Annotated in this window: 20 protein-coding genes; 9 read left to right on the top strand and 11 right to left on the bottom strand. The window is 43.0% G+C overall.

Annotation, left to right across the window (positions count from 1 at the left end):
* Positions 1-12: 12 nt before the first annotated feature.
* Positions 13-720: a DUF4397 domain-containing protein gene (locus DC487_RS12320; protein ID WP_116776272.1), complete on the top strand. Its 708-nt coding sequence runs from the start codon at positions 13-15 to the stop codon at positions 718-720.
* On the opposite strand, the gene tyrS is transcribed toward DC487_RS12320, so the two are convergent.
* Positions 721-2,007, bottom strand: coding sequence for a tyrosine--tRNA ligase (gene tyrS, locus DC487_RS12315; RefSeq protein ID WP_116776271.1), 1,287 nt, complete (start codon positions 2,005-2,007; stop codon positions 721-723).
* Between the two features lie 176 nt (positions 2,008-2,183).
* Between tyrS and DC487_RS12310 the strand changes: the two genes are divergently transcribed.
* Complete coding sequence (locus tag DC487_RS12310; RefSeq protein ID WP_116776270.1) at positions 2,184-2,864, top strand: hypothetical protein; 681 nt, start codon at positions 2,184-2,186, stop codon at positions 2,862-2,864.
* A 17-nt stretch (positions 2,865-2,881) separates the two neighbouring features.
* Here the strand turns inward: DC487_RS12310 and DC487_RS12305 are convergent, their stop codons facing one another.
* Positions 2,882-3,283, bottom strand: coding sequence for a hypothetical protein (locus DC487_RS12305; protein ID WP_116776269.1), 402 nt, complete (start codon positions 3,281-3,283; stop codon positions 2,882-2,884).
* A gap of 340 nt (positions 3,284-3,623) precedes the next feature.
* Between DC487_RS12305 and DC487_RS12300 the strand changes: the two genes are divergently transcribed.
* The 4 genes from DC487_RS12300 to uvrC all read left to right on the top strand — a co-directional run bounded on the left by DC487_RS12300 (position 3,624) and on the right by uvrC (position 10,284).
* Entirely contained in the window at positions 3,624-5,315 is a 1,692-nt protein-coding gene (locus tag DC487_RS12300) for an amino acid permease (RefSeq protein ID WP_116776268.1), read from the top strand.
* Between the two features lie 231 nt (positions 5,316-5,546).
* Positions 5,547-6,017, top strand: coding sequence for a T9SS type A sorting domain-containing protein (locus DC487_RS12295; RefSeq protein WP_116776267.1), 471 nt, complete (start codon positions 5,547-5,549; stop codon positions 6,015-6,017).
* A 208-nt stretch (positions 6,018-6,225) separates the two neighbouring features.
* Positions 6,226-8,475: a penicillin-binding protein 1A gene (locus DC487_RS12290; RefSeq protein ID WP_116776266.1), complete on the top strand. Its 2,250-nt coding sequence runs from the start codon at positions 6,226-6,228 to the stop codon at positions 8,473-8,475.
* Between the two features lie 9 nt (positions 8,476-8,484).
* Complete coding sequence (uvrC, locus tag DC487_RS12285) at positions 8,485-10,284, top strand: excinuclease ABC subunit UvrC (protein ID WP_116776265.1); 1,800 nt, start codon at positions 8,485-8,487, stop codon at positions 10,282-10,284.
* 295 nt (positions 10,285-10,579) lie between these two features.
* Here uvrC and DC487_RS12280 read toward each other — a convergent pair whose 3' ends face one another.
* A complete protein-coding gene (locus DC487_RS12280; protein WP_116776264.1) occupies positions 10,580-10,912 on the bottom strand; it encodes a metal-sulfur cluster assembly factor in 333 nt (110 codons plus the stop codon).
* A 55-nt stretch (positions 10,913-10,967) separates the two neighbouring features.
* Positions 10,968-12,152 carry a glycosyltransferase family 4 protein gene (locus DC487_RS12275; RefSeq protein ID WP_116776263.1) on the bottom strand — a complete coding sequence of 395 codons (1,185 nt, stop codon included), beginning with the start codon at positions 12,150-12,152 and terminating at the stop codon, positions 10,968-10,970.
* 42 nt (positions 12,153-12,194) lie between these two features.
* Here DC487_RS12275 and DC487_RS12270 point away from each other — a divergent pair, with 42 nt between their 5' ends.
* Both DC487_RS12270 and DC487_RS12265 read left to right on the top strand, forming a co-directional pair.
* Positions 12,195-13,166 carry a polyprenyl synthetase family protein gene (locus DC487_RS12270; protein WP_116776262.1) on the top strand — a complete coding sequence of 324 codons (972 nt, stop codon included), beginning with the start codon at positions 12,195-12,197 and terminating at the stop codon, positions 13,164-13,166.
* Positions 13,167-13,241: 75 nt separating this feature from the next.
* Positions 13,242-14,018 carry an amidohydrolase gene (locus tag DC487_RS12265; protein ID WP_116776373.1) on the top strand — a complete coding sequence of 259 codons (777 nt, stop codon included), beginning with the start codon at positions 13,242-13,244 and terminating at the stop codon, positions 14,016-14,018.
* 12 nt (positions 14,019-14,030) lie between these two features.
* On the opposite strand, the gene DC487_RS12260 is transcribed toward DC487_RS12265, so the two are convergent.
* The 6 genes from DC487_RS12260 to DC487_RS12235 all read right to left on the bottom strand — a co-directional run bounded on the left by DC487_RS12260 (position 14,031) and on the right by DC487_RS12235 (position 21,548).
* Positions 14,031-14,498, bottom strand: a complete 468-nt coding sequence (locus tag DC487_RS12260) for a hypothetical protein (protein WP_116776261.1) — start codon at positions 14,496-14,498, stop codon at positions 14,031-14,033.
* 213 nt (positions 14,499-14,711) lie between these two features.
* Positions 14,712-16,265, bottom strand: a complete 1,554-nt coding sequence (locus DC487_RS12255; RefSeq protein WP_116776260.1) for an FMN-binding glutamate synthase family protein — start codon at positions 16,263-16,265, stop codon at positions 14,712-14,714.
* Between the two features lie 204 nt (positions 16,266-16,469).
* Entirely contained in the window at positions 16,470-17,234 is a 765-nt protein-coding gene (locus DC487_RS12250; RefSeq protein WP_116776259.1) for a Rossmann-like and DUF2520 domain-containing protein, read from the bottom strand.
* Positions 17,234-19,693 carry a heme lyase CcmF/NrfE family subunit gene (locus tag DC487_RS12245; protein WP_116776258.1) on the bottom strand — a complete coding sequence of 820 codons (2,460 nt, stop codon included), beginning with the start codon at positions 19,691-19,693 and terminating at the stop codon, positions 17,234-17,236. The genes DC487_RS12250 and DC487_RS12245 overlap by 1 nt, the downstream gene beginning before the upstream one ends.
* 25 nt (positions 19,694-19,718) lie before the next feature.
* A complete protein-coding gene (locus DC487_RS12240; protein WP_116776257.1) occupies positions 19,719-20,138 on the bottom strand; it encodes a cytochrome c maturation protein CcmE domain-containing protein in 420 nt (139 codons plus the stop codon).
* Positions 20,139-20,300: 162 nt separating this feature from the next.
* Positions 20,301-21,548: a dicarboxylate/amino acid:cation symporter gene (locus tag DC487_RS12235; protein WP_116776256.1), complete on the bottom strand. Its 1,248-nt coding sequence runs from the start codon at positions 21,546-21,548 to the stop codon at positions 20,301-20,303.
* Positions 21,549-21,622: 74 nt separating this feature from the next.
* Between DC487_RS12235 and mnmD the strand changes: the two genes are divergently transcribed.
* Positions 21,623-22,300: a tRNA (5-methylaminomethyl-2-thiouridine)(34)-methyltransferase MnmD gene (mnmD, locus tag DC487_RS12230; RefSeq protein ID WP_116776255.1), complete on the top strand. Its 678-nt coding sequence runs from the start codon at positions 21,623-21,625 to the stop codon at positions 22,298-22,300.
* 41 nt (positions 22,301-22,341) lie between these two features.
* Here the strand turns inward: mnmD and DC487_RS12225 are convergent, their stop codons facing one another.
* Positions 22,342-22,842, bottom strand: a complete 501-nt coding sequence (locus DC487_RS12225) for an FKBP-type peptidyl-prolyl cis-trans isomerase (RefSeq protein WP_116776254.1) — start codon at positions 22,840-22,842, stop codon at positions 22,342-22,344.
* Between the last annotated feature and the right edge of the window lies 1 nt (position 22,843).

Below are 22,843 nucleotides of genomic sequence, written 5' to 3'. Positions count from 1 at the left end.
AAAAGATTTATTATGAGAAAATTTTGTGCATTCATAGCCGCAGTTGCCTTGTTATTAGCTTCGTGTAATAACAATGATCTGTTGTCAGGTCAATTAAGTAATGATGCGACAAATCAAATGGCTGTTTTAGCGATATTTAATGGTGTTTCCGATTCTGATCAGATGGAAGTCTTTTTGAACGGTGAACGACAAAATACAACGATTGACATGTTGCGGTACGGAGAATTTATGCGACATAAAACGGTCTATCCTGGTAGCAAGAGGTTGACGTTAAATGTCCGCTATGGCAACCAAACATTGTCTCCGCCAGCGACTGATTTAAACTTAGCGGCAGGCCGAAATTATTCTTTGCTACTCACCGGTGGCAACCCTATACAATCCACCTTGGTTGAAGACGATTTGATCTTGCCAAGAAGTGGTCAGTTTAAAGTGCGATTTGTCAATACAAATCCAGATGGATTAACAGTTTCCGTAGGTACATCAACGGATCCAGTGGGATTCTTTCGCCCATTGGAGGCAGGAAAGGTTTCAGCATTCGCGACGTACGATTTAGCTGATTATCCCTTGCGGTTTATGACTGGTGGTAGCATACAGAAGAGTCATGCTTTCGAATTAAAACCTGCCAACCAAGGTGTGTATACCATTTGGTTGACAGGTTCATTAGTAGCTAAAGATCGCAATGATCAGAATGCGCTATATACGGTGATTCAACACCCGTAATTAGTCCTTAACGACAATTAAATAATAGTTTTTCTTACCCCTTTGGGCAATGATGTACCGATCATTGATCAAATGATTGCTCGATACCACCAGCTCGCCGTCAGCTATTTTTTCGCGATTGAGCGACACGCCACCACCTTGTAGCATTTTACGCGCCTCACCTTTCGAAGGGAATATTTGCGTGGTTACTGCCAGAAAATCCAATATATGGATTCCATTATTTAACTCTGCGCGACTAAGATCGTATTGTGGCAGGCCTTCGAATACTTCGCGCACCTCTTCTTCGCTAAGTGACGCTAAGAAATCCAACGAACCATTGTTGAATAAGAAATCCGATGTTTTGATCGCCGTCTCGTAAGCCTCTACAGAGTGTGTGCGGATGGTGATATCCTGAGCCAAAGCTTTCTGCACAACACGTAAATGTGGCGCTTGATCGTGCTCCGTAATGATCGCGTCAATCTCCTCTTTTGTCTTTAACGTAAAGATTTTGATCCAACTTTTCGCGTCATCATCGGTAGCGTTCAGCCAGAATTGGTAGTATTTATAAGGCGAAGTTTTCTTTGCGTCAAGCCATACTGCTCCAGACTCCGTTTTGCCAAATTTCTGTCCATCCGATTTTTTAATCAGTTGTGTTGTCAAAGCATGAGCGCTTCCTTGATCAATACGACGAATCATCTCACTGCCGGTGACGATATTGCCCCACTGATCGGAGCCACCCATCTGTATTTTGCAATTGTGGTGTTTCCACAAATAATAGAAGTCGTATCCTTGGATCAGTTGATAGGTGAACTCCGTGAATGAAAGACCATTTTCGCCTTCCAATCGCTTCTTGACAGAATCCTTGGACATCATATAATTGACGGTAATTAACTTACCGACATCTCGGATAAAATCCAAGAAGCTGAAATCCTTAAACCAGTCATAGTTGTTGACCATTTTTGCATCTGTCTCGCCTTCGCCGAAAGACAGGAACTTCGAAAGCTGCGCCTTCAACCCATTGAGGTTGTGCTGCAAGGTGCTTTCATCCAATAGATTGCGTTCTGTGGATTTGAACGAAGGATCTCCGATCATACCTGTCGCGCCACCAACTAACGCGAAGGGTTTGTGCCCAGCAGATTGAAAGTGGATCAACGTCATGATCTGTGTAAGATGACCTACGTGCAAAGAATCTCCTGTCGGATCGAAGCCGATATATCCCGCAACGCGCTCGTTACTCAATACCTCTTCTGTACCGGGCATAATATCCTGGAGCATGCCACGCCAACGCAATTCTTCTACAAAATTCATCTTTAAATGATTTGATTTTTACGTGCTTATGTCGCTGTAGTGGAGTTTCGCATATGTTGCCATGTCACACGAACGCATAAGTCACCAATTTGTTAACATTATACTAAGATTGCAAAGATAAAACTTAAAGTGTATCTTACAGTTATTATATTCGGTTTGATTAATCCATTCAGCAAGTGAACTTTCTTTCGCATTTCTACTTTGAACGTTATGCATCCGAGTCGGCGCGGGTGGTAGGCTGCCTATTGCCTGATTTGCTGAAAAATGCGGATAAAGATTATGTTTTTCATCCCAACCGGTTTGAAGAGCAATTATTTGCGCATCCGCAGCTAACGGAAATCTACCAAGGCTGGTATCGACATGTGGACGTAGACAAGGTTTTCCATAGCAGTACATTTTTTCTAGAACACAACCATCAGCTTCGTAAGAAGCTTGATCCGATACTGAGCCATCTGCCCATACGAGCTTCTTTCATGGGGCATATCTCTTTAGAGTTGTTGCTTGATCATCTGCTAATAGAACATCAGATGGTCAATGTAAATCGATTGTATGAGCACCTTGCCCACGTCAACCGACCGATATTGAAGCGGTTTTTGGAAATCATCGGCTTGGCAGATACCAGCAAGTTTTTTCATTTCTATGATCAGTTTCTAGAATGGAAATACATACGTGAGTATGCTGACCTACGGAGTTTGCCTGTGCCATTATTCAATATCTCGAAGCGAGTGTGGAGTTTTCAGGAAACAGAAGCCGATCGACATGCCCTTGGTAATGCCCTAGAAGAGTATGCGGCTGATTCACTAAACGACTTTCGAGAGATATTCCGATTCGTAAATGATAAACTGACAGTCGTATAGACAAGTACGAAATTGCATTATCGAGCTCTTAGCGTGAGCGTCGTCTCCTGATAGTAATCCGATCTGCTAAACGTATTAATAAGTTTTAGTTCCCTCGAACCCACACTGAATTTGTAGCCGCGCCTACTACCATTCAAATCAAGATATAATGAATCTCCTCTAGCATCGAACATTCCTGGCCCTAAGTGGCTGTCGAACGTGTTGTCCACGTGGAATTTGTAAAACATGGGACCATCTTCCGCGAACGATCTAGTATCTCTTTTTGAGGAACTATTAGGGTCGCCCGGATTTTCGTTGTAGATGCGCTCTTCTGACCAAAAATCCCAACGACGATACAGTGCGTTTACATCGGTATCATTTTTCTCACAAGATGAGAATAAAAGACATAGCAATAGAGGCATGATTCGCAGGTTTTTCATGTAGTAGTTTTAGTATAATAAACTCTATTTTTTTAGATTTTGTTGTGCGTTACACTAGAAAAAAGTCGTTTAAAGCAGTTTGTAAGCTATCTCTCATTCCCATCTAGAAGATGTGATTGATGAAGTTTTTGATTTCATTATGCGGCTATTTAAATATTTTATATTAGGCTGTTTTAGCTCTAACGCAGCTCGTAACTTCGTTGATTTTGACAATACTTGGTGACACTTCCTCGCATATAAGCAAACATTTATATGTGATTAAAGGATTATTTTTAGACATTTGTAGTCGAATTGAATACAATTATTCTTAACTGCCACGAGTTGACTAACACAATTTTCTATGGGTAATAATAAGCTTTTCCGTAAGAAAAGTATAGATCAGATTCTGCTTGATTCACAAAAAGGAGGTTCTGGGCTGGCGCGCGTGCTTGGCGTGCGTGATTTAGTTTCTTTGGGAATAGCCGCTATCGTAGGGGCAGGGATATTTAGTACAATTGGTCTAGCCAGTTACAATGGTGGGCCTGCTATTTCTTTGCTTTTCTTATTTGTAGCTTTTGCCTGTGTTTTTACGGCTTTATCTTATGCTCAGTTTGCCAGTGCAGTGCCGGTTTCAGGTAGTGCATACACCTATGCTTATGTGTCTTTTGGTGAACTGTTCGCTTGGATCATTGGTTGGGCATTGGTATTAGAATATGCTGTTTCCAACATGGTGGTGGCCATATCTTGGTCACAATACTTTGTGTCGATGTTGGAAGGGTTTGGGATTTTGGTGCCCAAATGGCTGACGATGGCGCCAGCATACGCTTTTGACGCACATGCAAAAATGTTGGAAGTTGGGATTGCTAATTTAGAAGGTATTGATAGGATTGCTTTGCAAGCTTATGAAACTGCACCGCGAATCTTTGATCTACCAATCATTTTCGATTTGCCGGCAGGTTTGGTGACGGTATTTGTCACGTGGCTCGTGTATATTGGCATTAAGGAATCACGCCGTGCGAGCAACTTTATGGTACTCGTCAAGATCGGTGTTATTCTAGCTGTCATCTTCGGAGGAATGTTTTTCGTAAAGCCAGAAAACTGGACGCCTTTTGCGCCCAATGGTATGGAAGGTGTGCTTAGTGGCGTTGCAGCGGTATTTTTTGCTTTTATCGGATTTGACTCCATTTCCACCACAGCCGAAGAAAGTAAAAATCCGCAGCGTGATCTTCCACGGGCAATGATTTACTGTTTGCTGATCTGCGCCGTATTGTACGTATGTATCACCTTGGTTTTGACCGGTATGGTCAATTACAGCGCGTTGAATGTAAAAGATCCGCTGGCGTACGTTTTTTCGTATGTGGGATTTGATCACATGGCCGGGATTGTTTCTGTTACTTCCGTTATTGCTATTACCAGTGCACTTTTGGTTTTTCAACTGGCTCAGCCGAGAATCTGGATGACAATGAGTCGCGATGGGCTTTTGTGGAAGAAGTTTGCTACCATCCACCCAAAATATAAAACGCCTTCCTTTGCGACAATCATCACAGGCATTGTGGTAGCCGTACCAGCGTTATTCTTCAAGATGGATTTCTTTGTCGACCTTACCAGCGTCGGAACTTTCTTTGCCTTCATTATGGTTTGCGGTGGTGTGCTCTATATGGATCATGCCGGATTGACGGCGAAAGCAAAATTTAAAGTGCCATATATCAATGGTAAGTACATCGTAGGTTTGACTTTCATTGTCGGTTTGGTATTAGTTTATATCTACGGCGCCCCGCTGAGTGGAGCGCACGATCTGAAGTTGGGAAATGCATTGCTACACAATTCATTATTGGTCGTATTTTGGTTGGTATGGCTAGCCTTAAGTGTGTTAAGCTTCAAACATAATTTTTCACTACTTCCAGTAATCGGCATCCTGATCAATCTTTACCTAATGAGCGAGTTGGGTGCGAGCAATTGGATCATCTTTGTGATCTGGTTATTGATCGGTTTGGTTGTGTATTTTGCTTATGGTTATAAAAATTCGAAATTAAATACCGAAAATCGAGCATAAATACGACGAAATAGAAAAAAATGAGTCTAACCTTTTAAACAAAATCTGCGTTTTTGAGCACTGAGGTCGTGATAACGTTAGTCTTGGTTAAAAATTGTTAAAGGCCTCAAAAAAATGTGTAGGAGGTCAACAAAATCTCAGTTTAAAGGTTATATTTGTATACAAGGAAACATCCAATTAAAAAATTCGTTGTTGGCTACAACGCCAATTAAAAACAGAATAATAAATTAAATGAAAAAGCATCTTCAGCATTTCCGGAATTGGCTTTATATCAGTGTAGTAGCACTGATAGTAGGTGCCAATACGTCTTATGCAACAGAGGCGCATAGTTTGTTTAAATTGGATACGGCATCAAGTGTTTCTTTGTCCAGCAATCAGTTAGCTTCTATTGCATCGCGTACACGTCGTGATGTGATGTCCACTGTGGAGTTGAATGATAAAGCTATTACTAATGTCAAAGTTTTCTACAACCCTGTTGCGGAGCAAGTAGCCGTTTCTTTCAAACTTTCTAAACTCAGTCATGTATCTATCCGAGTGATGGATGCCTTAGGCAATGAGGTGATGAGCTTGATGAACGGAGAATTAGATGGTGGCGTACAAAGTTTGAACTTTGATACCAATAGCAAATTGCCCGCTGGTTTTTATTTCGTACGCGTCACATCAGGTAGCGAAACGATCATCAAAAGGATTTCCATCCGCTAAATTTTATTTTAGCATTACACCATTCCACTTTATTAATTATAGCTATTTGTGCCAAGCACCTGTACGGAAACGGGTTTGTATTAGTGAACTATATAAAATATCTCCATTCCTCCCAAAAATTATGATATTTTTGTAGCTGAAAAACATGGGTTGTCGTGATACTCCTTCGGGCTGTCTAAGAACCACCTATAATTTATAAAATTGTTTTATGAAGAGAGAGTCGAAAAATAGCAAACTTACACCGGATGACGTAAAACGGTATACAGGCCTGTTTTGGAAAGTTATCGTCGGTTTTGTTCTTTTTGCGATACTGTTTATGGTTAGTGTACGTATTGGCGTATTTGGACAGCTACCATCATTCGAAGATTTAGAAAATCCCAACAGCAACTTAGCTTCCGAAATCATTACCGATGATAATCGTGTGTTAGGAACCTATTATGTGCATAATAGATCCAATGTGCGGTATAGTGAGTTGTCTCCAGCTTTAGTGCACGCCCTAGTTTCGACGGAAGATAAACGTTTCTATAAACATTCCGGAATCGACTATTCACGTACGATCAGCGTAATCTTTCATACACTCGCTGGCAACAAGCAAGGTGGAAGTACAATTACCCAACAGCTAGCGCTGAATCTTTTCTCCGAAAGACGCGAGAAAAGTTTCCTAAAACGCGTTATGCAGAAGTTTCAGGAATGGATTACCGCAGTACGATTAGAACGGAATTATACCAAAGACGAAATCATCATGATGTATTTCAATACGGTAGATTTTGGAGCGTACAATACATTTGGTATCAAGTCGGCGGCACGTACTTATTTCAATACTACCCCAGATCAATTGACAGCACCTCAAGCAGCGCTATTGGTCGGTATGCTCAAAGGCCCAGGAATCTATTCGCCCGTGCGCTATCCAGAAAATGCACTCAACAGAAGAAATCTGGTTATGCATAATATGGTGGAGCAAGGCTATCTTTCTCAAAACGATTATGACGCTTTCAAACAGGAAGGACTTGATTTGCAATTACGCATTTCGAGCTATTCAGAAGGAATAGGTCCTTATTTCCGTGCAGTGCTCAAAGAGCAGATCCGTCAGGAATTCAAACGACTTGCTATTACTAAACCAGATGGTACACCATATGATCTAGACCGCGATGGCTTACGCGTGTATACACCGATCAACTATCAAATGCAACAGCATGCAGAAGATGCACAGAAGGAGTGGATGAGTAAGTTGCAAAGTGAATTTAGCAAAGAATGGCGTCGCCGCGATGCTTTCTCTGGAGAAAATGCCAAAATTCTGGCAAGAGGAATGAAGCGTTCGGATCGCTACCGGATGTTGAAAGATGAAGGCATGTCGGAAAGCAATATTGCCAAAGAATTTGAAAAGCCAGTGCCGATGACCATCTTCAGTTGGGAAGGAAATATCGATACGGTGATGACACCTTTGGATTCTATTCGATACACCAAGTTGATTTTGCGTAATGCGATGATGTCAATGGAGCCACAAACTGGCCATATTAAAGCTTGGGTAGGTGGTATCAACTTCGAACATTTTAAATACGATCAAGTTAAATTGGGTACAAGACAAGTTGGATCGACTGCCAAGCCTTTTGTCTACGCTTGTGCGATAGACAATGGCTATACACCTTGTAATACCATTCCCAATCACCAACAAAATATTGGTGGATGGAGCCCGCGCGGAGATATTCGCGGCGGAGATCCGATTACGTTGAAAAATGCGGTTAAGTTTTCACAGAATCAGGCTTCGGCATATTTGATCAACGAAATCGGTGCCGATAACGTAGCTTCTTTCACGCATAAAATGGGAATCACATCTGATATTCCAAACAACCTGTCCATCGCTTTAGGCTCGTACGACGCCTCGATCTTTGATATGGTGGGCGCTTATGCTGCCTTTGTGAATCATGGAACTTGGGTAGAGCCGACTATGATCCTGCGTGTAGAAGATAAGAACGGTACACCAATCTATGAGAAAGCACCAAAAGTAGTAAAAGCCATCAACAGCGAAACCGCGTATGCGATGGTCGATATCTTAAAAGGTGTGGTAGACGGTGGTACAGGAAGTCGGTTGCGTTGGGATCCAGATTTTGGTGGACTCAAAAATCCAATCGGAGGAAAAACGGGTACGACTAATAACAATGCGGATGCTTGGTTTATGGGCATTACACCAGAATTAGTGACCGGCGTGTGGACCGGTGCTGAAGATCGCGGAATTAGCTTTAGCAGCACAGCATTAGGTCAAGGAGCACGCTCTGCGATGCCGGTTTTTGGTAAATTCATGCGGAAAGTATATGCTGATAAAGCATTAAACTATTCGCAGGAAGATTTTCCATTGCCTCCAGGCGGTATTCATCGTTTTGAGATTGATTGCTCCAGACATACCGAGTTTTTTGGTGTACCAGAAGAGACGCCACTGCAAGACGATCGTCTAGGATTTTAAGATAAAAAAGTGTTTGATTACAAGCAGGAATTAACGCGCATACCGCACAAACCGGGTGTTTATCAATATTTTGATAAAGACGAGCAGCTGATCTATGTTGGCAAGGCCAAAGATCTGCGCAACCGGGTAGGTTCCTACTTTAATAGTCCGCATCAGCTCAATGGCAAAACGCGTGTGCTGGTGCGCAAGATCAATCGTATCGCATTCACTATTGTAGATACCGAGATCGATGCTTGGCTGCTAGAAAATAGCTTGATTAAAAAACATCAGCCTCGCTACAATGTGATGCTCAAAGATGACAAAACCTATCCTTGGATCGTCATCAAAAACGAGCGTTTTCCACGTATTTATTGGACGCGACGTTATGTCAAAGATGGTTCACGCTATTACGGGCCGTACGCCTCTGTGGGCATGATGCACATCGTGTTGGATATGATTCGCGAGCTATTTCCATTGCGTACCTGCAATCTCAATCTATCCGAAGAGAATATTCAAAAAGGTAAGTTCAAAGTATGCTTGGAATATCAAATCGGCAATTGCAAGGGGCCATGTGAAGGTCTCCAGGAGGAAGAATCTTACAATCAGAATCTAGCGAATATCAAAGATATTCTCAACGGAAAAATCAGCGTGGTAAATAATCGCCTGAAAGAACAGATGCAATCTGCGGTAGAGCAGATGGATTTTGAACAGGCGCATACCCTGAAGCTAAAGTTGGATAAGCTCGGCAACTACCAAAGCAAATCCACCGTCGTTAGTTCGTCCATCACTAATGTGGATGTATTTAGCATCGCTTCCGAAGATAGTTATGCCTTCGTCAACTTTCTAAAAATCGTCAACGGCGTAATCATCCAGACGCAGACTTTAGAAATGAAGAAGCGCTTGGATGAGAGTGATGAAGAGTTATTGGCACTGGCCATTCCAGAGATCAGATCGCGCTTTAAAAGTTTGTCAAGAGAGATCATTGTGCCTTTTGAGTTGGATATCCAAGAAGACGAAAATTTCCATTTTCACGTACCTAAAATGGGTGATAAGCGGAAGCTATTGGACTTGTCACTCAAAAATGTGGCGTACTTTAAAAAAGAGCGCCTCAACCAGTATGAGAAGCTAAATCCTGAGTTGAAGACGGAGCGCATCTTGTCTCAGATGCAGAAGGATTTGCGCATGAATGTGCTACCACAGCATATTGAATGTTTTGATAACTCCAATATACAAGGGAATTACCCTGTATCTGCGATTGTGGTGTTTAAGGATGCAAAACCTTCTAAGAAAGATTACCGACATTTTAATGTGAAGACCGTTGTCGGGCCAGATGATTTTGCCACGATGGAAGAAGCGGTTTTTCGTCGCTATCGCCGCTTGTTAGATGAGGATCAGCCGTTACCGCAACTAATTATTATCGATGGTGGTAAAGGGCAATTAGGTGCCGCTTTGAAAAGCTTGCGCCTGCTTGGCATCGAGAAAAAAGTCACCATAATTGGTATTGCCAAGCGGCTTGAAGAATTATATTATCCGGGTGATCAATTTCCGTTGTATCTGGATAAGAAGTCAGAAACATTGCGTGTTATTCAGCATCTTCGCGATGAAGCCCACCGATTTGGGATTACTTTTCACCGCAATCAACGTAGCCGTAAAACCTTTGTTTCGGAATTGGAACAGATTCCCGGAATCGGTAAGACGACGGTCGAAAAGCTACTCAAAACCTTTAAGTCAATTAAGAAAACACGGGAAGCCAGTGATGAACAGCTCGCAGAGCTGCTAAATAAGAAGCAGATCGCTGCATTTCGTGCTTATTTTGCCGAGGTGGAGTAATATTATTTTGACTACGGTAAGTCTTACTGTCTTTACGACGCCAACGTAGGAGGTTGCCGCAATCAATAAATTTGCGTCATTGCGAACCTGAGGCACGAAGGTGCGGCAATCTCAGCGCTATTTTTTTCTTTAATTAAAAATTTAGATCGCGTCGTCGTGCCTTCTCGCGAAGACGATATGACTGAAGGTTACTCTCTTTGAGAACCGCGTCATTGCGAACCTGAGGCACGAAGGTGCGGCAATCTTAGCTATCAACTCTATCTACCTTATTAACTCTATTAACCTATCGCTCAACCTACAAAAAACCGAGCTCCAATTTCGCTTCTTCCGACATCATGTCTCTGTTCCAAGGTGGATCGAAGGTTAGTTCAACGACTGCTTGGTTGACTCCGTCAATATCCGCTACTTTGCGTTGCACCTCATCCATAATGTCTCCAGCCACTGGGCAGCCAGGAGCCGTAAGCGTCATCACAATTTTTGCCGAACCATCTGCTTTCGTGATGATCTCGTATACCAAACCCAAGTCCACAATGTTTGCAGGCTTTAATTCCGGGTCATACACGGTCTCTAATACTTCACGGATCTGTGGCGCAAGGCCAATAGCATCCATCACAATTATTTGATTCATATGTATTATTTTTTATCAGACGTATGGCCACTCTTGCGAATGGCATCCTACAAATTTAGGTATTTCGGGCGCAAACTTGATCATACTCCTGTTGTAATAAAGCCATAATGCGCTTTTGGCTATGCATGCGCTGCGCTTTCTCAGCCGCGCGGGCAGTGATAATTTGATGCGCTGCTGTACTGTCACTTTCAAATCGATCTATAGCATGCACGATCGATGCCGCATCCGTCGGTTGAAATAGATAACCTGTTTCCCCCTCTTTCACGGCATCGGCAATAGCACCAATATCACTGGCGATAATTGGTGTGTGCAACATCATGCCTTCAATAATTGTCAATGGTGTACCGCCTTCATAACAGACCGAAGGCACGATGAGTGCTTTGCACTGCAACAGTTCTGTATATACCGCCTCTTTTGGTAGCGCGCCAACGTAGGAGAAGTTCGGCGTATTATTTACGATCTCTTTCACTTGCTCTTCTAAAGGTCCGGATCCAACGATGCGCAGCGGATAATCCGTGTTTTTTAAAGCATTTAATAATTCCAAAATGCCTTTCTCCTCAGATACTCTACCGACATACAGATAGTTTTTCTGCCGCTCAGGCAGTATATCGGGAGCTGGTATATTTACAAAGTTCGGTTTCACGACGATATGTTCAGCAGGTACGTCTAGTGAACTTTTTACGAATAAATCCTTCGAAAAATCTGCCAACACTAGAAAACGATCCACCATCTTCCAAGTGCCTATTTTGCGGTGCATCCAATAACTGACGGCCGTTAACACCGTTTTTAGGAATGAATGATCCAGCACACGGTTTCGAATCGCCTTCCAAGGAAAAGTAGCATACACACTATCGGTAAATAGCTTTCCACGGTAGAATAATGTGGCAGAAGGGCAGAGCAAACGGAAGTTATGTAAAGACATGACCACCGGAATACCCGCTTTCTTTGCCGTCCGAATTAAGATGGGCCCAGCCGCATATTGCGTATTGTGGAAATGAATCACATCTGGTCTAATACGACGGATCGCGTCGCGTAATTTTTTCGCCGCAAATATATTCCATGCCGACCACCCAAATTGCCACAAGCCTTTCCAACCTTTTTCATTCTGATAGGTGAGTGAAAATACTTCATAACCTGACACTTCAGACAGGGCCTTCATCTCCTGATGGAAGACCACATCTTCTCCACCAAGATCCTGATAATAGTTATGAACAAAGAGTACGCGCATGTATGAGATCATCAAAAGTAGTTATTTTTGTATATTCGTCATATTTTCTTTCGCATGCTGACACAATCTACATATAGTACACACATCACCGAAGCCATTGAGCAAGCACAATTCCCGACAGATCCACCAAAACTATACGATCCTATACGCTATATTTTGGGTTTATCGGGCAAGCGCGTTCGACCTTTACTGGTAATGTTGGGTGCCGATTTATTCGCTTTTGAAGATATGGAATCCACGATTCCGGCAGCTTTGGCGGTAGAATATTTCCATAATTTCTCCCTCATTCACGATGACATCATGGATGAGGCACCATTACGTCGGGGCGCGATGACGGTACATAAGAAATGGAGTGAAAATGTGGCCATTCTTTCTGGCGATGCTTTGCTTGTGAAAGCATACGAAGAGATTGCACGATGTACACCGACCAAGATTCCAGCTTTGCTGAAAGTATTTAATCGCATGGCATTGGAAGTATGCGAAGGACAGCAAAAAGACATGGATTTTGAAACGCAAGATCTGGTAGCAGAAGATGACTATATTGCAATGATTCGAGCAAAGACTTCCGTGCTATTAGGCGGAGCCTTGCAAATGGGTGCCATTCTAGCGGATGCGAATGCCGAAGAGCAAGAATTGCTCTATCAGTTTGGCGTCAATCTCGGTATTGCATTTCAATTGCAAGATGATATCTTGGATGTGTATGGTAATCCAGAAAATTTTGGAAAACAAGTCGGTGGCGATATTTTGTGTGACAAGAAAACGATATTACGTATTCATTTGCAGCAACGCGTTGGTGCGCAAGATGCGGTGATCTTGGATAATCTGGTGAGCGAGCCGGATGCGGAGGCTAAGATACAGACCACGAAGGAATTGTATGCCAAATATGAGGTGCGTGCTATTGCCGAAAAGTTAAAGGAAGACTATTCCGATCGTGCTTATGAAGCCCTAAGCAAGATCCCTGTTGCTGATCAGCAAAAAGCAGCTTTATTAGATTTGGCACAGAATCTGATGGTTCGCACACATTAATCCATTAGGATTACTGCGAATTATTCCCTAATTTGTATTAAAGGGTACCGAAAGGTGTCGATCGAACACGTATTTATGGAGCAAATAAAAGTTACAATATTTCAAGCGTACCTATTCTGGGAGAATGCCGAGAAGAATCTTCAAAACCTCTCGCTTCGCTTATCTGGATTGCGCGAAAAGACAGATCTGATTATTCTGCCAGAAATGTTCAATACTGGTTTTACCATGAATGTAGCTGCTTGTGCTGAGACCATGTCTGGTCCAACGATGCATTGGATGTTTGATCTTTCTAAAAAGTTTGACTGCGTGGTTGCTGGCTCTTTAATTATCGAAGAAGAAGGCCGTTATTATAACCGCTTTGTGTGGATGTCGCCCGATGGTACTTTTGTGCACTACGATAAGCGCCATCTTTTCGGCATGGGAAAAGAGGATGAGCACTTTACTGCTGGCTCATCTCGGGTCATATTGAATATTAAAGGCTGGCGCATCTGTCCGATGGTATGTTATGATCTTCGTTTCCCCGTTTGGTCACGCAATGAGAATGATGCGTACGACTTGTTGGTTTACACCGCCAACTGGCCGGACAAACGCTCGGCACATTGGCGCGCACTCATACCAGCAAGAGCTATTGAAAATCAATCGTATGTGATTGGTGTGAACCGAGTAGGTCACGATGGCAATGAAACGTATTATTCTGGCGGATCGATGTGCATATCACCAGCTGGTGATGTGGTGTATTATAAACCAGAGGATGAGGATTTATATACATTTACACTAAATCCCAAAGATCTCATAGAAACACGGCAGAACTTACCTTTCTTAAAAGATCAAGATAAATTTACGATCCTCTAACTTTTGAAAAGATTAGTCTGCGTACGGCCGCTCTAATATGGCTGCGTGAATTACTGCTTGTCTCAGGTCAAAATGAGCTTGCTGCTGTTCTGGCAAAGCGTCTGCTACGTTTACCAATTCCATTTTGTGGGCTAATTTCTGCTTTGCCTTTTGCGCGCGCAGGCGAGTTACTTCGACAGGTACTTCTTGTTCCAGTACCATTTTCTCCGGCATCTCCACTGGTTTTCGAACAATTTTGGTCGGCTTTGGTCTGCCAAGCTGTCTATCATAAACTGGTTGTGGCGTAGGATGCGCAGGAGCAGTTGTTTCCCGACGTTTCGCTGTACTAGTACGCGGAGTTGCCACGACGGTCTTCGGAGTGGTCTTCTTCGGCAAATTTTGCTGACGCTTCCGAGCCTTTTCCATCTCCTCCTGATAATTCTGATAGATTTTGTAAATCAATCCACCCACAACAAGAAGAACAGGTATAATACTTTCCATCTATTTGATCTTTTTTAAAAACTTACCCCGTGAGCAATACAATCGCAACCAGAGAAACAAATGTCATTCGAGCTATCCTTTAACAGTTTGCACGTTTGAATCGTCCCTTAAATGTACTGATTTTTTTTGAAACAGTTTTGCCCATAAAAAAGTAAACCCCTGACTCATCTGAGCCAAGGGTTCCGCTTTGTTTGTGTTTGTTGTATTTATTTTTTACTCGAAAATTTCCGGTTCAAATCCGCTTCGGTTATTAACGAACTTACCCGTATTACGGAAGTAAATCTCGTGGAAGCTCAGTGTGGTTTGATTATCTACTTTACGGAAAAACTTATCAGCACTTACATCTTCCAATGTTTTGAAACCGCAGGCTTCCATAATTTCGACTGTTGCGCGTAAGGTGTTGCGGTGAAATTGTCCCACACGTACATATTTATCCTCCACATCAAGGCCTTTGTACAAGTGTGGACGTTGTGTAGCCACACCTACAGGACAAACGTCTTCATTACATTTTAAAGCTTGTATACAGCCTAACGCAAACATCATTCCGCGTGCGCTGTAGCATGCATCAGCTCCCAAAGCTACCGCTTTTAAAATATCAAATCCAGTTACAATGCGACTCGATACAATCAGCTTGATGTGTTTCTTCAAGCCGAAACGAATCAACGTAGTGGTAATAAATGCCAAGGCATCGTATAAAGGCATTCCCAAGTTGTCGGTAAACTCCAATGGTGCTGCACCAGTACCACCTTCTGATCCATCGATGGAGATGAAATCTGGGAAAATCTGCGTTTGCTGCATGGCATGACAGATGTCAATGAATTCCTGCTTGTCACCCACACAAAGCTTAAAGCCCACCGGTTTTCCATCGGATAAATCACGCAAATGTTGTACAAACTCGATCAAACCTTCGGCCGTAGAAAATGCATTGTGCGCCGGCGGCGACATGACATCAGTTCCGGGTACCACATGTCGGATGGCAGCGACCTCTGGCGTATTTTTTGCCGCAGGCAAAATACCGCCGTGGCCTGGTTTTGCACCTTGTGAAAGCTTGATCTCAATCATTTTCACGTACGGCTTATTCGCTTTCTCCCGGAATAGTTCTGCGCTAAACTTGCCCAAATCGTCCCGACAGCCGAAATATCCGGTGCCAATCTGCCAAATCAAATCGCCACCATTAATATGGTATTGGCTAATGCCACCTTCACCGGTATTGTGCGCAAAATTTTGCAAAGCAGCGCCTTTATTGAGGGCTGTGATGGCAGTTCGGCTCAACGCACCGTAACTCATCGCCGAAATGTTGTACACACTCAGACTATACGGCTGCTTACATTGAAAGTTGCCGACCATCGTGCGTAAATCGTGGTTTTCGATATGTACTGGAAATACCGAATGCGCAGCCCATTCATTGCCAATGGCTTGTGGATCGGTCTGCATTCCGAATGCTACCGTTTCGCGTTGGTTTTTCGCTCTCTGGTATACGATAGAACGCTGCCGTCTATTGAATGGACGACCATCCGTATCTGATTCCCAGAAATATTGACGCAATTCCGGACGAATCGATTCAAAAATATACCGAAAGTAACCCACCAAAGGATAGTTTCTCAAGATAGCATGGCTACTTTGAAAACTGTGATATAAGGCGATAATCAATAAAGGAACTGGTATGATTAACAGCCAAAACCAACTTTGGGTGAAAATAAAACCAAACGAAATGATAATCAGATTGATGATTATAATCGTTCCAAGGATCAGATTTCTAACACGCATGATACGTATATAATTAAATTAATATCTCTTCTCAATACTACTCAAGTAATCACTGCCAAAATTAGGCCATTCGATTACGGAACCATGCATGCTAACCTATTTAGATGACACACAAATCGTATTGCAAAATTAGGAAGATCGGAGAGTATATAGAAGGAATATATGCTCCGTAAAAAGATTTATTTATTTGGTAATAAAGAGATTTTAAATCTCACTTTTTTTAATGAACTGCGATATTAATTGGTAAATCGTTTGCCAATCAGGCTCTTGTTTGAGATAGTCCAAATGCTTTTGCATCGTTTGCTGATCATTTCTGCGCGCCGGACCAGTTTGTACTTCTTGCGGAAGTCGTTTTTGTACCTTATTCGCCGTCTCTAATATGATCGGCCGAATGAGGTCTGCCGAAAGGTTTTGCGCTGCAAGAAGGTCAAAAGCAATTTGGTACATCGCATTGGAAAAGTTGTTCGCAAACACTGCCGCCAGATGCAAAGCCAAGCGCTGTTCGGTATTTGCCTCGAATGATAGCGGTGCCCAGGCGAGCATTTCGCGAAGCAAGAAGTTAGTGACTTGCTCTGTATTGCCTTCGATAGCAAAAGGAATACGAGAAAGATCTGTAGGTACGTCTTTCGAAAGACTTTGCGGCGGATAGATCACACCATGTCTTTCCCATTTTTCCAGAACAGCCAAGGGAGTTGCTCCCGAACAATGCACAATAGTCCCTTGCCAAGATGCCGGCAAATGCTCTACCAGCTCTGGCAACGCTTGATCTGTAACAGCGAGCAAATACAAGTCGGCATCTGGACTAATTGCGGCGAGAGAATCAAGGGATTCGCTGCGCAATAATTTCGCTAATTGCTGCGCATGATCTGCCGTACGACTGTATACTTGTACGATACGATGACCGGCGGCTTGCAATCCTGCACCCAGATGATGCGCTACATTTCCGCTTCCGATCAGTACAATATTCATTATGATGCAATGCGTGGGCGATTGTCTTTCCAACGTCTGTAGATCGCCATCAAGAAACCAATGGTCATCACGATCGTACCACACCAGAAAAAGTTGATGTATGGGAATTTGATCGCTTTGAAAACCACCCATTTTTTCTCTGGTAATGGTTTTTGGTATACCATCAATTCCAGTTTATCGGCTTGCGGCTTAATATTCGAGAATCGGAAGCGTAAGCCCTGCTCTTCTACATCTTTATGAAAATCGAATACATTGCCATCCTTAATCAGGAATAAGGGTTCTGCCTGAAACTCTTTGCCATCTGCCGCTACAACGCGAATCTTCAAACCAAAAACGATATCATCTTCTCCTTTCGGAATGTTTTCGATTTTTGCATCACGATTGATGTTTTCTACAATAAAGAAGCCGTTGCGGTAGCGTAATGTATCGCCTAAGTTTACCTCATAAGTTGCTGGTTCATCGTAGTCTTCAAATCCAGATTTCTCGCTATCACTCGCTTTTGTATCGTTGGTATGGCTATCCGATGCTGCTGCAGTAATCAATGTATAGATATCGTGCGTCACATAGTGTTTCGTAGACGGGGTACCGATCAATCCACCCATTTGCGGATTGTTTTGCGCAAATGGTGTCAATACAAATTCTTCTTTCACCTTGCCTGTTTCCTCGTCGATGTTCTCGTATTTGATCTTGTAAAACACATTGGGCATGGCTACACTATCGCCCATGTACGTCAAGCGATAATCGCCCATTTGTACGGGCTCACCTTCGGTAAGAAATAGATTCTCACCTGGTTTTTCGACTTGATCAAAACCTGCTACCGCGATATAACCGCTGCTGTTCTGAGAAATCACCTCGCTCGTTGCGGCAGCAACTAAAGCACCGATCAACAATAAACCAAAGCCAATGTGCGATACGGCCGAACCAGCAAGACGCCATTTGCCTTTAAACGCATCCGTCAATATTTTGCCGTTGGCAAGGATACAGAAGACTGCACCAAAGGTGATCAAGATATACATGATGTTGGTGTACACTTTAGTGACATACACCACACCTGCTGATAAGATTAAGGTTATGGCTAAGACAATCAAAAGTGAAGTCCAAAATTTCTTCGCATCGCTGCGTTTATACTTTAAGAATTGCGTGAAGCCGGTGACCAACATCACAACCACGGCAAAAGCACCCTGCCATTTGTTGTAATGTGGAATAGGATCAATCGGAGGCGCTACTTTTGTGCCAAATATAGCATTAAACACAGGGATAGAAGTGGTCGCGATAATCTGAATACAAGCTACCGTTAAGATCAATGCACCAATAAAAAGCCAGAATTCGCGGGAATAAATATCTTCTTCTTTTTGTGTGCTTGGAAGTTCTTTGCGACGCCAAACTAATAGCCCGACCATCACAAAAAAGAAAATAGCATTGAAAATAATCAGCTGCCCAGACATCCCCAAACTGGTGAATGAGTGTACCGAGGTTTCGCCCAAAATACCGCTACGCGTTAAATAAGAAGCGTAAATTACCAATACGAAGCTGATTAAAGCCAAAAAAGTGGCTGTAAAATAGGCGTGACCAGAATTCTTATACGCCACCATCACATGCACCGCTGCGATGAGCGTAAACCATGGAATAATCGACACATTTTCTACGGGATCCCAAGCCCAAAAGCCACCAAAGTTTAAGGCTTCGTAAGCCCAGAATGAACCCATGATAATACCAGCGCCTAAGATCATCACCGCAAAAAGTGCCCACGGTAATCCTGGTGAAATCCATTCTTTGTAACGGCGTTGCCACAATCCTGCTCCAGCAAATGCAAAAGGAACGATCATCGAAGCAAATCCTAAAAATAAGGTCGGCGGATGGATCACCATCCAATAATTTTGTAAGAGTGGATTGAGTCCGCGGCCATCAGAAATCATCGAGAGATAATTCGGGTCGCTCAAGATTGGCCAGTTCATCGCATCGCGCAATAAAATAAAGGGCGAGCTACCCACACGTGTGCCAAATACTTCCACACCAATCAGCATCGATGCCAAGAACGTCTGGCATAGCATCACGAAGGTCATCACCGGACTTTCCCAAGATTTGGCGGTTGCCACCAGAATCGTACTTAACACACATTGCCAGAACATCCACAGCCAAAAACTACCTTCCTGACCTTCCCAGAAAGAAGAAATGATATAGTGTGTAGGTAAGGCTTTTGAAGAGTGCGCGTAGGCGTAATGGTATTCGAATAAATGATTGTAGATTATGTAGAATAGAATAGAACCGATCGTGATCACGGAGATCGTGTTGATCCAGAATGCTCCTCTAGCAATCGTTTTCCAGGCCGTATCCAGCGGATCTTTGCTTGCGAAGAAATACGCAATACAAGAAAGTAATGCGGCGCCAAAAGATAAAATAACGAAAAACTGACCGATCTGGCCGGGTAATAAGTTTTCGCCTATAAAGTTGATATCCATATCTGAGATTGGGATGTAGAGGAGTTTATTTTACGGTAGAGGTATTGAAAGCAGAAGATGTCTCTATGACTTCCATCTGGTCTTGATTGTATTTCGACGGGCATTTCATCAAGATTTTGGAAGCATGAAAGACATTGCCATCCATCTTGCCCGTCAATACGATCTGCTCAGAACGTTCAATATCCTGCGGTTTAGCGCCATTGAACACCACCATACATTCCGTGCTATCATTGTCAAACATATGAAAGGAGAAATGATTAGGATCTTTCACCGGGTCGTAATCCAAAGATTTCTCTTTATTCAACACACCGACCACATACAGCTCCGTTTGCTTTTCTTTGGCTTCGGTAAACGTAGAATACGTGCTAGAATCGGTGTAGATCACCAAAATCATAGCAATCGCTACGGCAATGATGACCATCAATAAAATGGAACTCTTTTTCATATTATGCTCTTTTCGAATTGCAAAATTACGAATTAAGCATGGAAGGAATGAATTTTACAATTTTCACTAATTATTTAGAAATATTCTAAAGAAACGGATAAGTGATTGACCACTAGTAAAACGTGATTATGCACATATTATTGATGCGGTGTAACTAAATTATCACGTATCGCGCACTGTCGCTATTTCTGGAGAAGTGGCTTCGGCTTTGACAAAGCGAGCCACCAACATGGCAGCTACCGTATCGCCCGTAGCATTCAATATGGTGGCCAATGGGTCGACCAATGCACCAATGATCAGTACAGCTGGAACTGCTTCATTCGGAATATTATAGATGGAAATCATCAACAGTTCGCCGATGAAACCGCCATTGGGAATGCCGCCAGCAACCATGCTGACCAACAGCGTGATGCCCACGGCCAGTACCATTGTTTCTAATTCAAAGAAATTCCAACCCAAAATAGCAAAGGCAACATAAATCTTTAAGATGGAAGAAATAGCGGAGCCATTTTTATAAAGCGTATTTCCCAGCGGAATAACCACATTAGCCACTATATCAGGTATGCCCATTCGTTTTGCCGCGGCAATATTAGCAGGCATCGTTGCTAAGCTACTGCAGGTACTAATTGCTGTCAGACTTGGGGTAATATTATTACGCCAGTACGTGCCAATTCCAGAAAATCCGCGTGCTACATACGCGTACAAACTAAAAAACACGAAAAAGTAAAGCAGACTAAATAGGTAATAAAAAGCCATGGGCTTGGCATAAAATCCAAAAAGCTCCGGACCATATGTTTTTACTTGGTAGGCGAAATACGCCCCCAAACCAACAGGGCCAGCCTTCATAATGAGTGCCAATAGTTGCTGCATCACTTCGCTACCAGAAGTTAAGAAACTCAGAAATGCATCAGCTCCTTTACCAGTTTTGCGTACGGCAATACCAATCAATACCGAAATAAGTACAAATGCCAATATATTTTGACGTGATAACAGTTGATTAAATTCGCTCACGCTCAGAAAACGAACGATGCGGTCGCCCCACGATTCATTCGCCACTCCACTATCTAACAAGGATTGTGTTGCGTCAGCATCAGCCACAGCGGTGACTGGCACGAGCCAGAGACCTGCGATAGTGGCTATAGCTGCAATGCAGATCGTAACAACAAAAACAGCAGTCATTGTTCCGACAATCTTCACCAAATGACCGCCATCTTGGATGGTGCCAATGGATGCGGTGATCGCAAAAAAGAGTAAAGGAATGACTGCGACGAAGAGTAGATTCAGAAAAATCTCTCCAATAGGTTTCAGATACGTCACCAGATCTGGCGCAAATAGGCCGATCAGACTACCAAGTAAGATACCGATAAGCAGCAATATGATCGATTGATAGTTTTTTAAAATATGACGCATGCTTCTAAGTTACTGCTTTTTCATACAAGATGCACATCCAACGGTAATGCCGGATATAATCGTATTTTTGGCGCATGGATAATACACATTTTGTGGTGACGGCCGATGGCTCTCGTACCTTGTTTCAACCTGAGGTGGGAGAACATTATCATTCCAAACACGGTGCGCATCAAGAAAGTAAACATGTTTTCTTGGGGCAAGGCTTGCAGCATTACTTATCAGGAAATCCATCCGATACCGAAGTGAATATTCTGGAAGTCGGTTTTGGAACGGGACTCAATTTCTTGTTGACCGCTGATTATGTTACTTCGATTGAGCTGAACTTGCATTACTGCGGTGTAGAAGCGTATCCCCTGAGCAAAGAAGTGATCAGTCAAACAGGTTATGAAGCATATATGGAGCCGGAGTTGTGGGAGAGCTTTTTGGTAAATTATGAAAAGGCTTTGGTAGGAGAGGAGAAAGTGAATGCGCAAGTTACCTTAGCGATAGCACATCAGAAGATCCTCGAATTCGAGCCAACAAAGCGTTTTCATGTCGTGTATTTTGATGCGTTTGCGGCCATTCATCAGCCGGACATGTGGACCGACGAAGTATTGAGCCATGTCGCTAATTTGCTGGTGACTGGTGGCGTATTTGTGACGTATGCGATTACGGGGAATCTGAAAAGAAGTATGAAGGCATTGGGCTTCTCGATCGAGAAAGCGCCAGGAGCGCCGGGTAAAAGGGAAATGCTCCGAGCCACAAAGCTATAGAAAACAAAAAGCCACCAAATTGGTGGCTTTTTGATGTTAGTTTAGTGAGCTTCTGTACCGTCAGCACCGTGAGCATGTCCGTGAGACAACTCTTCTTCAGTAGCTGGGCGTACACTTAAAATCTCGATATCGAAATTCAATTTCTTACCTGCCATTGGATGATTTAGATCGGCAACCACTGCTTCTGGAGTAACCTCTACTACGACAGCACGGAATTGGTTTCCGTCATTGTCTTGCAAAGGCAATACTTCACCTACAGGTGGCAAACCCATCTCGCCAAACATATCTGCTGGCAATTGTGCGATAGCTTTATCATCACGCTCACCGTATGCATCTGCTGCATTTAGCTCAAAAGAAGTCTTATCTCCAGCGTCTAGACCAGTGATGTTTTCCTCGAACTTAGGAAGCATCATGCCTACGCCATGTAAAAATGTCAAAGGATTTTCTGAGGTAGTTTGTTCTACGAACGTTTTCTCACCGTTTTCTTCCACGGTATGGAGTGTGTAGTTCAACGTAACCACGTTGTTGTTTTCTACTGCCATT

Source organism: Sphingobacterium corticibacter, from assembly GCF_003076635.1.
Classification (GTDB): Bacteria; Bacteroidota; Bacteroidia; order Sphingobacteriales; family Sphingobacteriaceae; genus Sphingobacterium; species Sphingobacterium corticibacter.
This window is presented reverse-complemented; position numbering and strand designations above follow the sequence as displayed.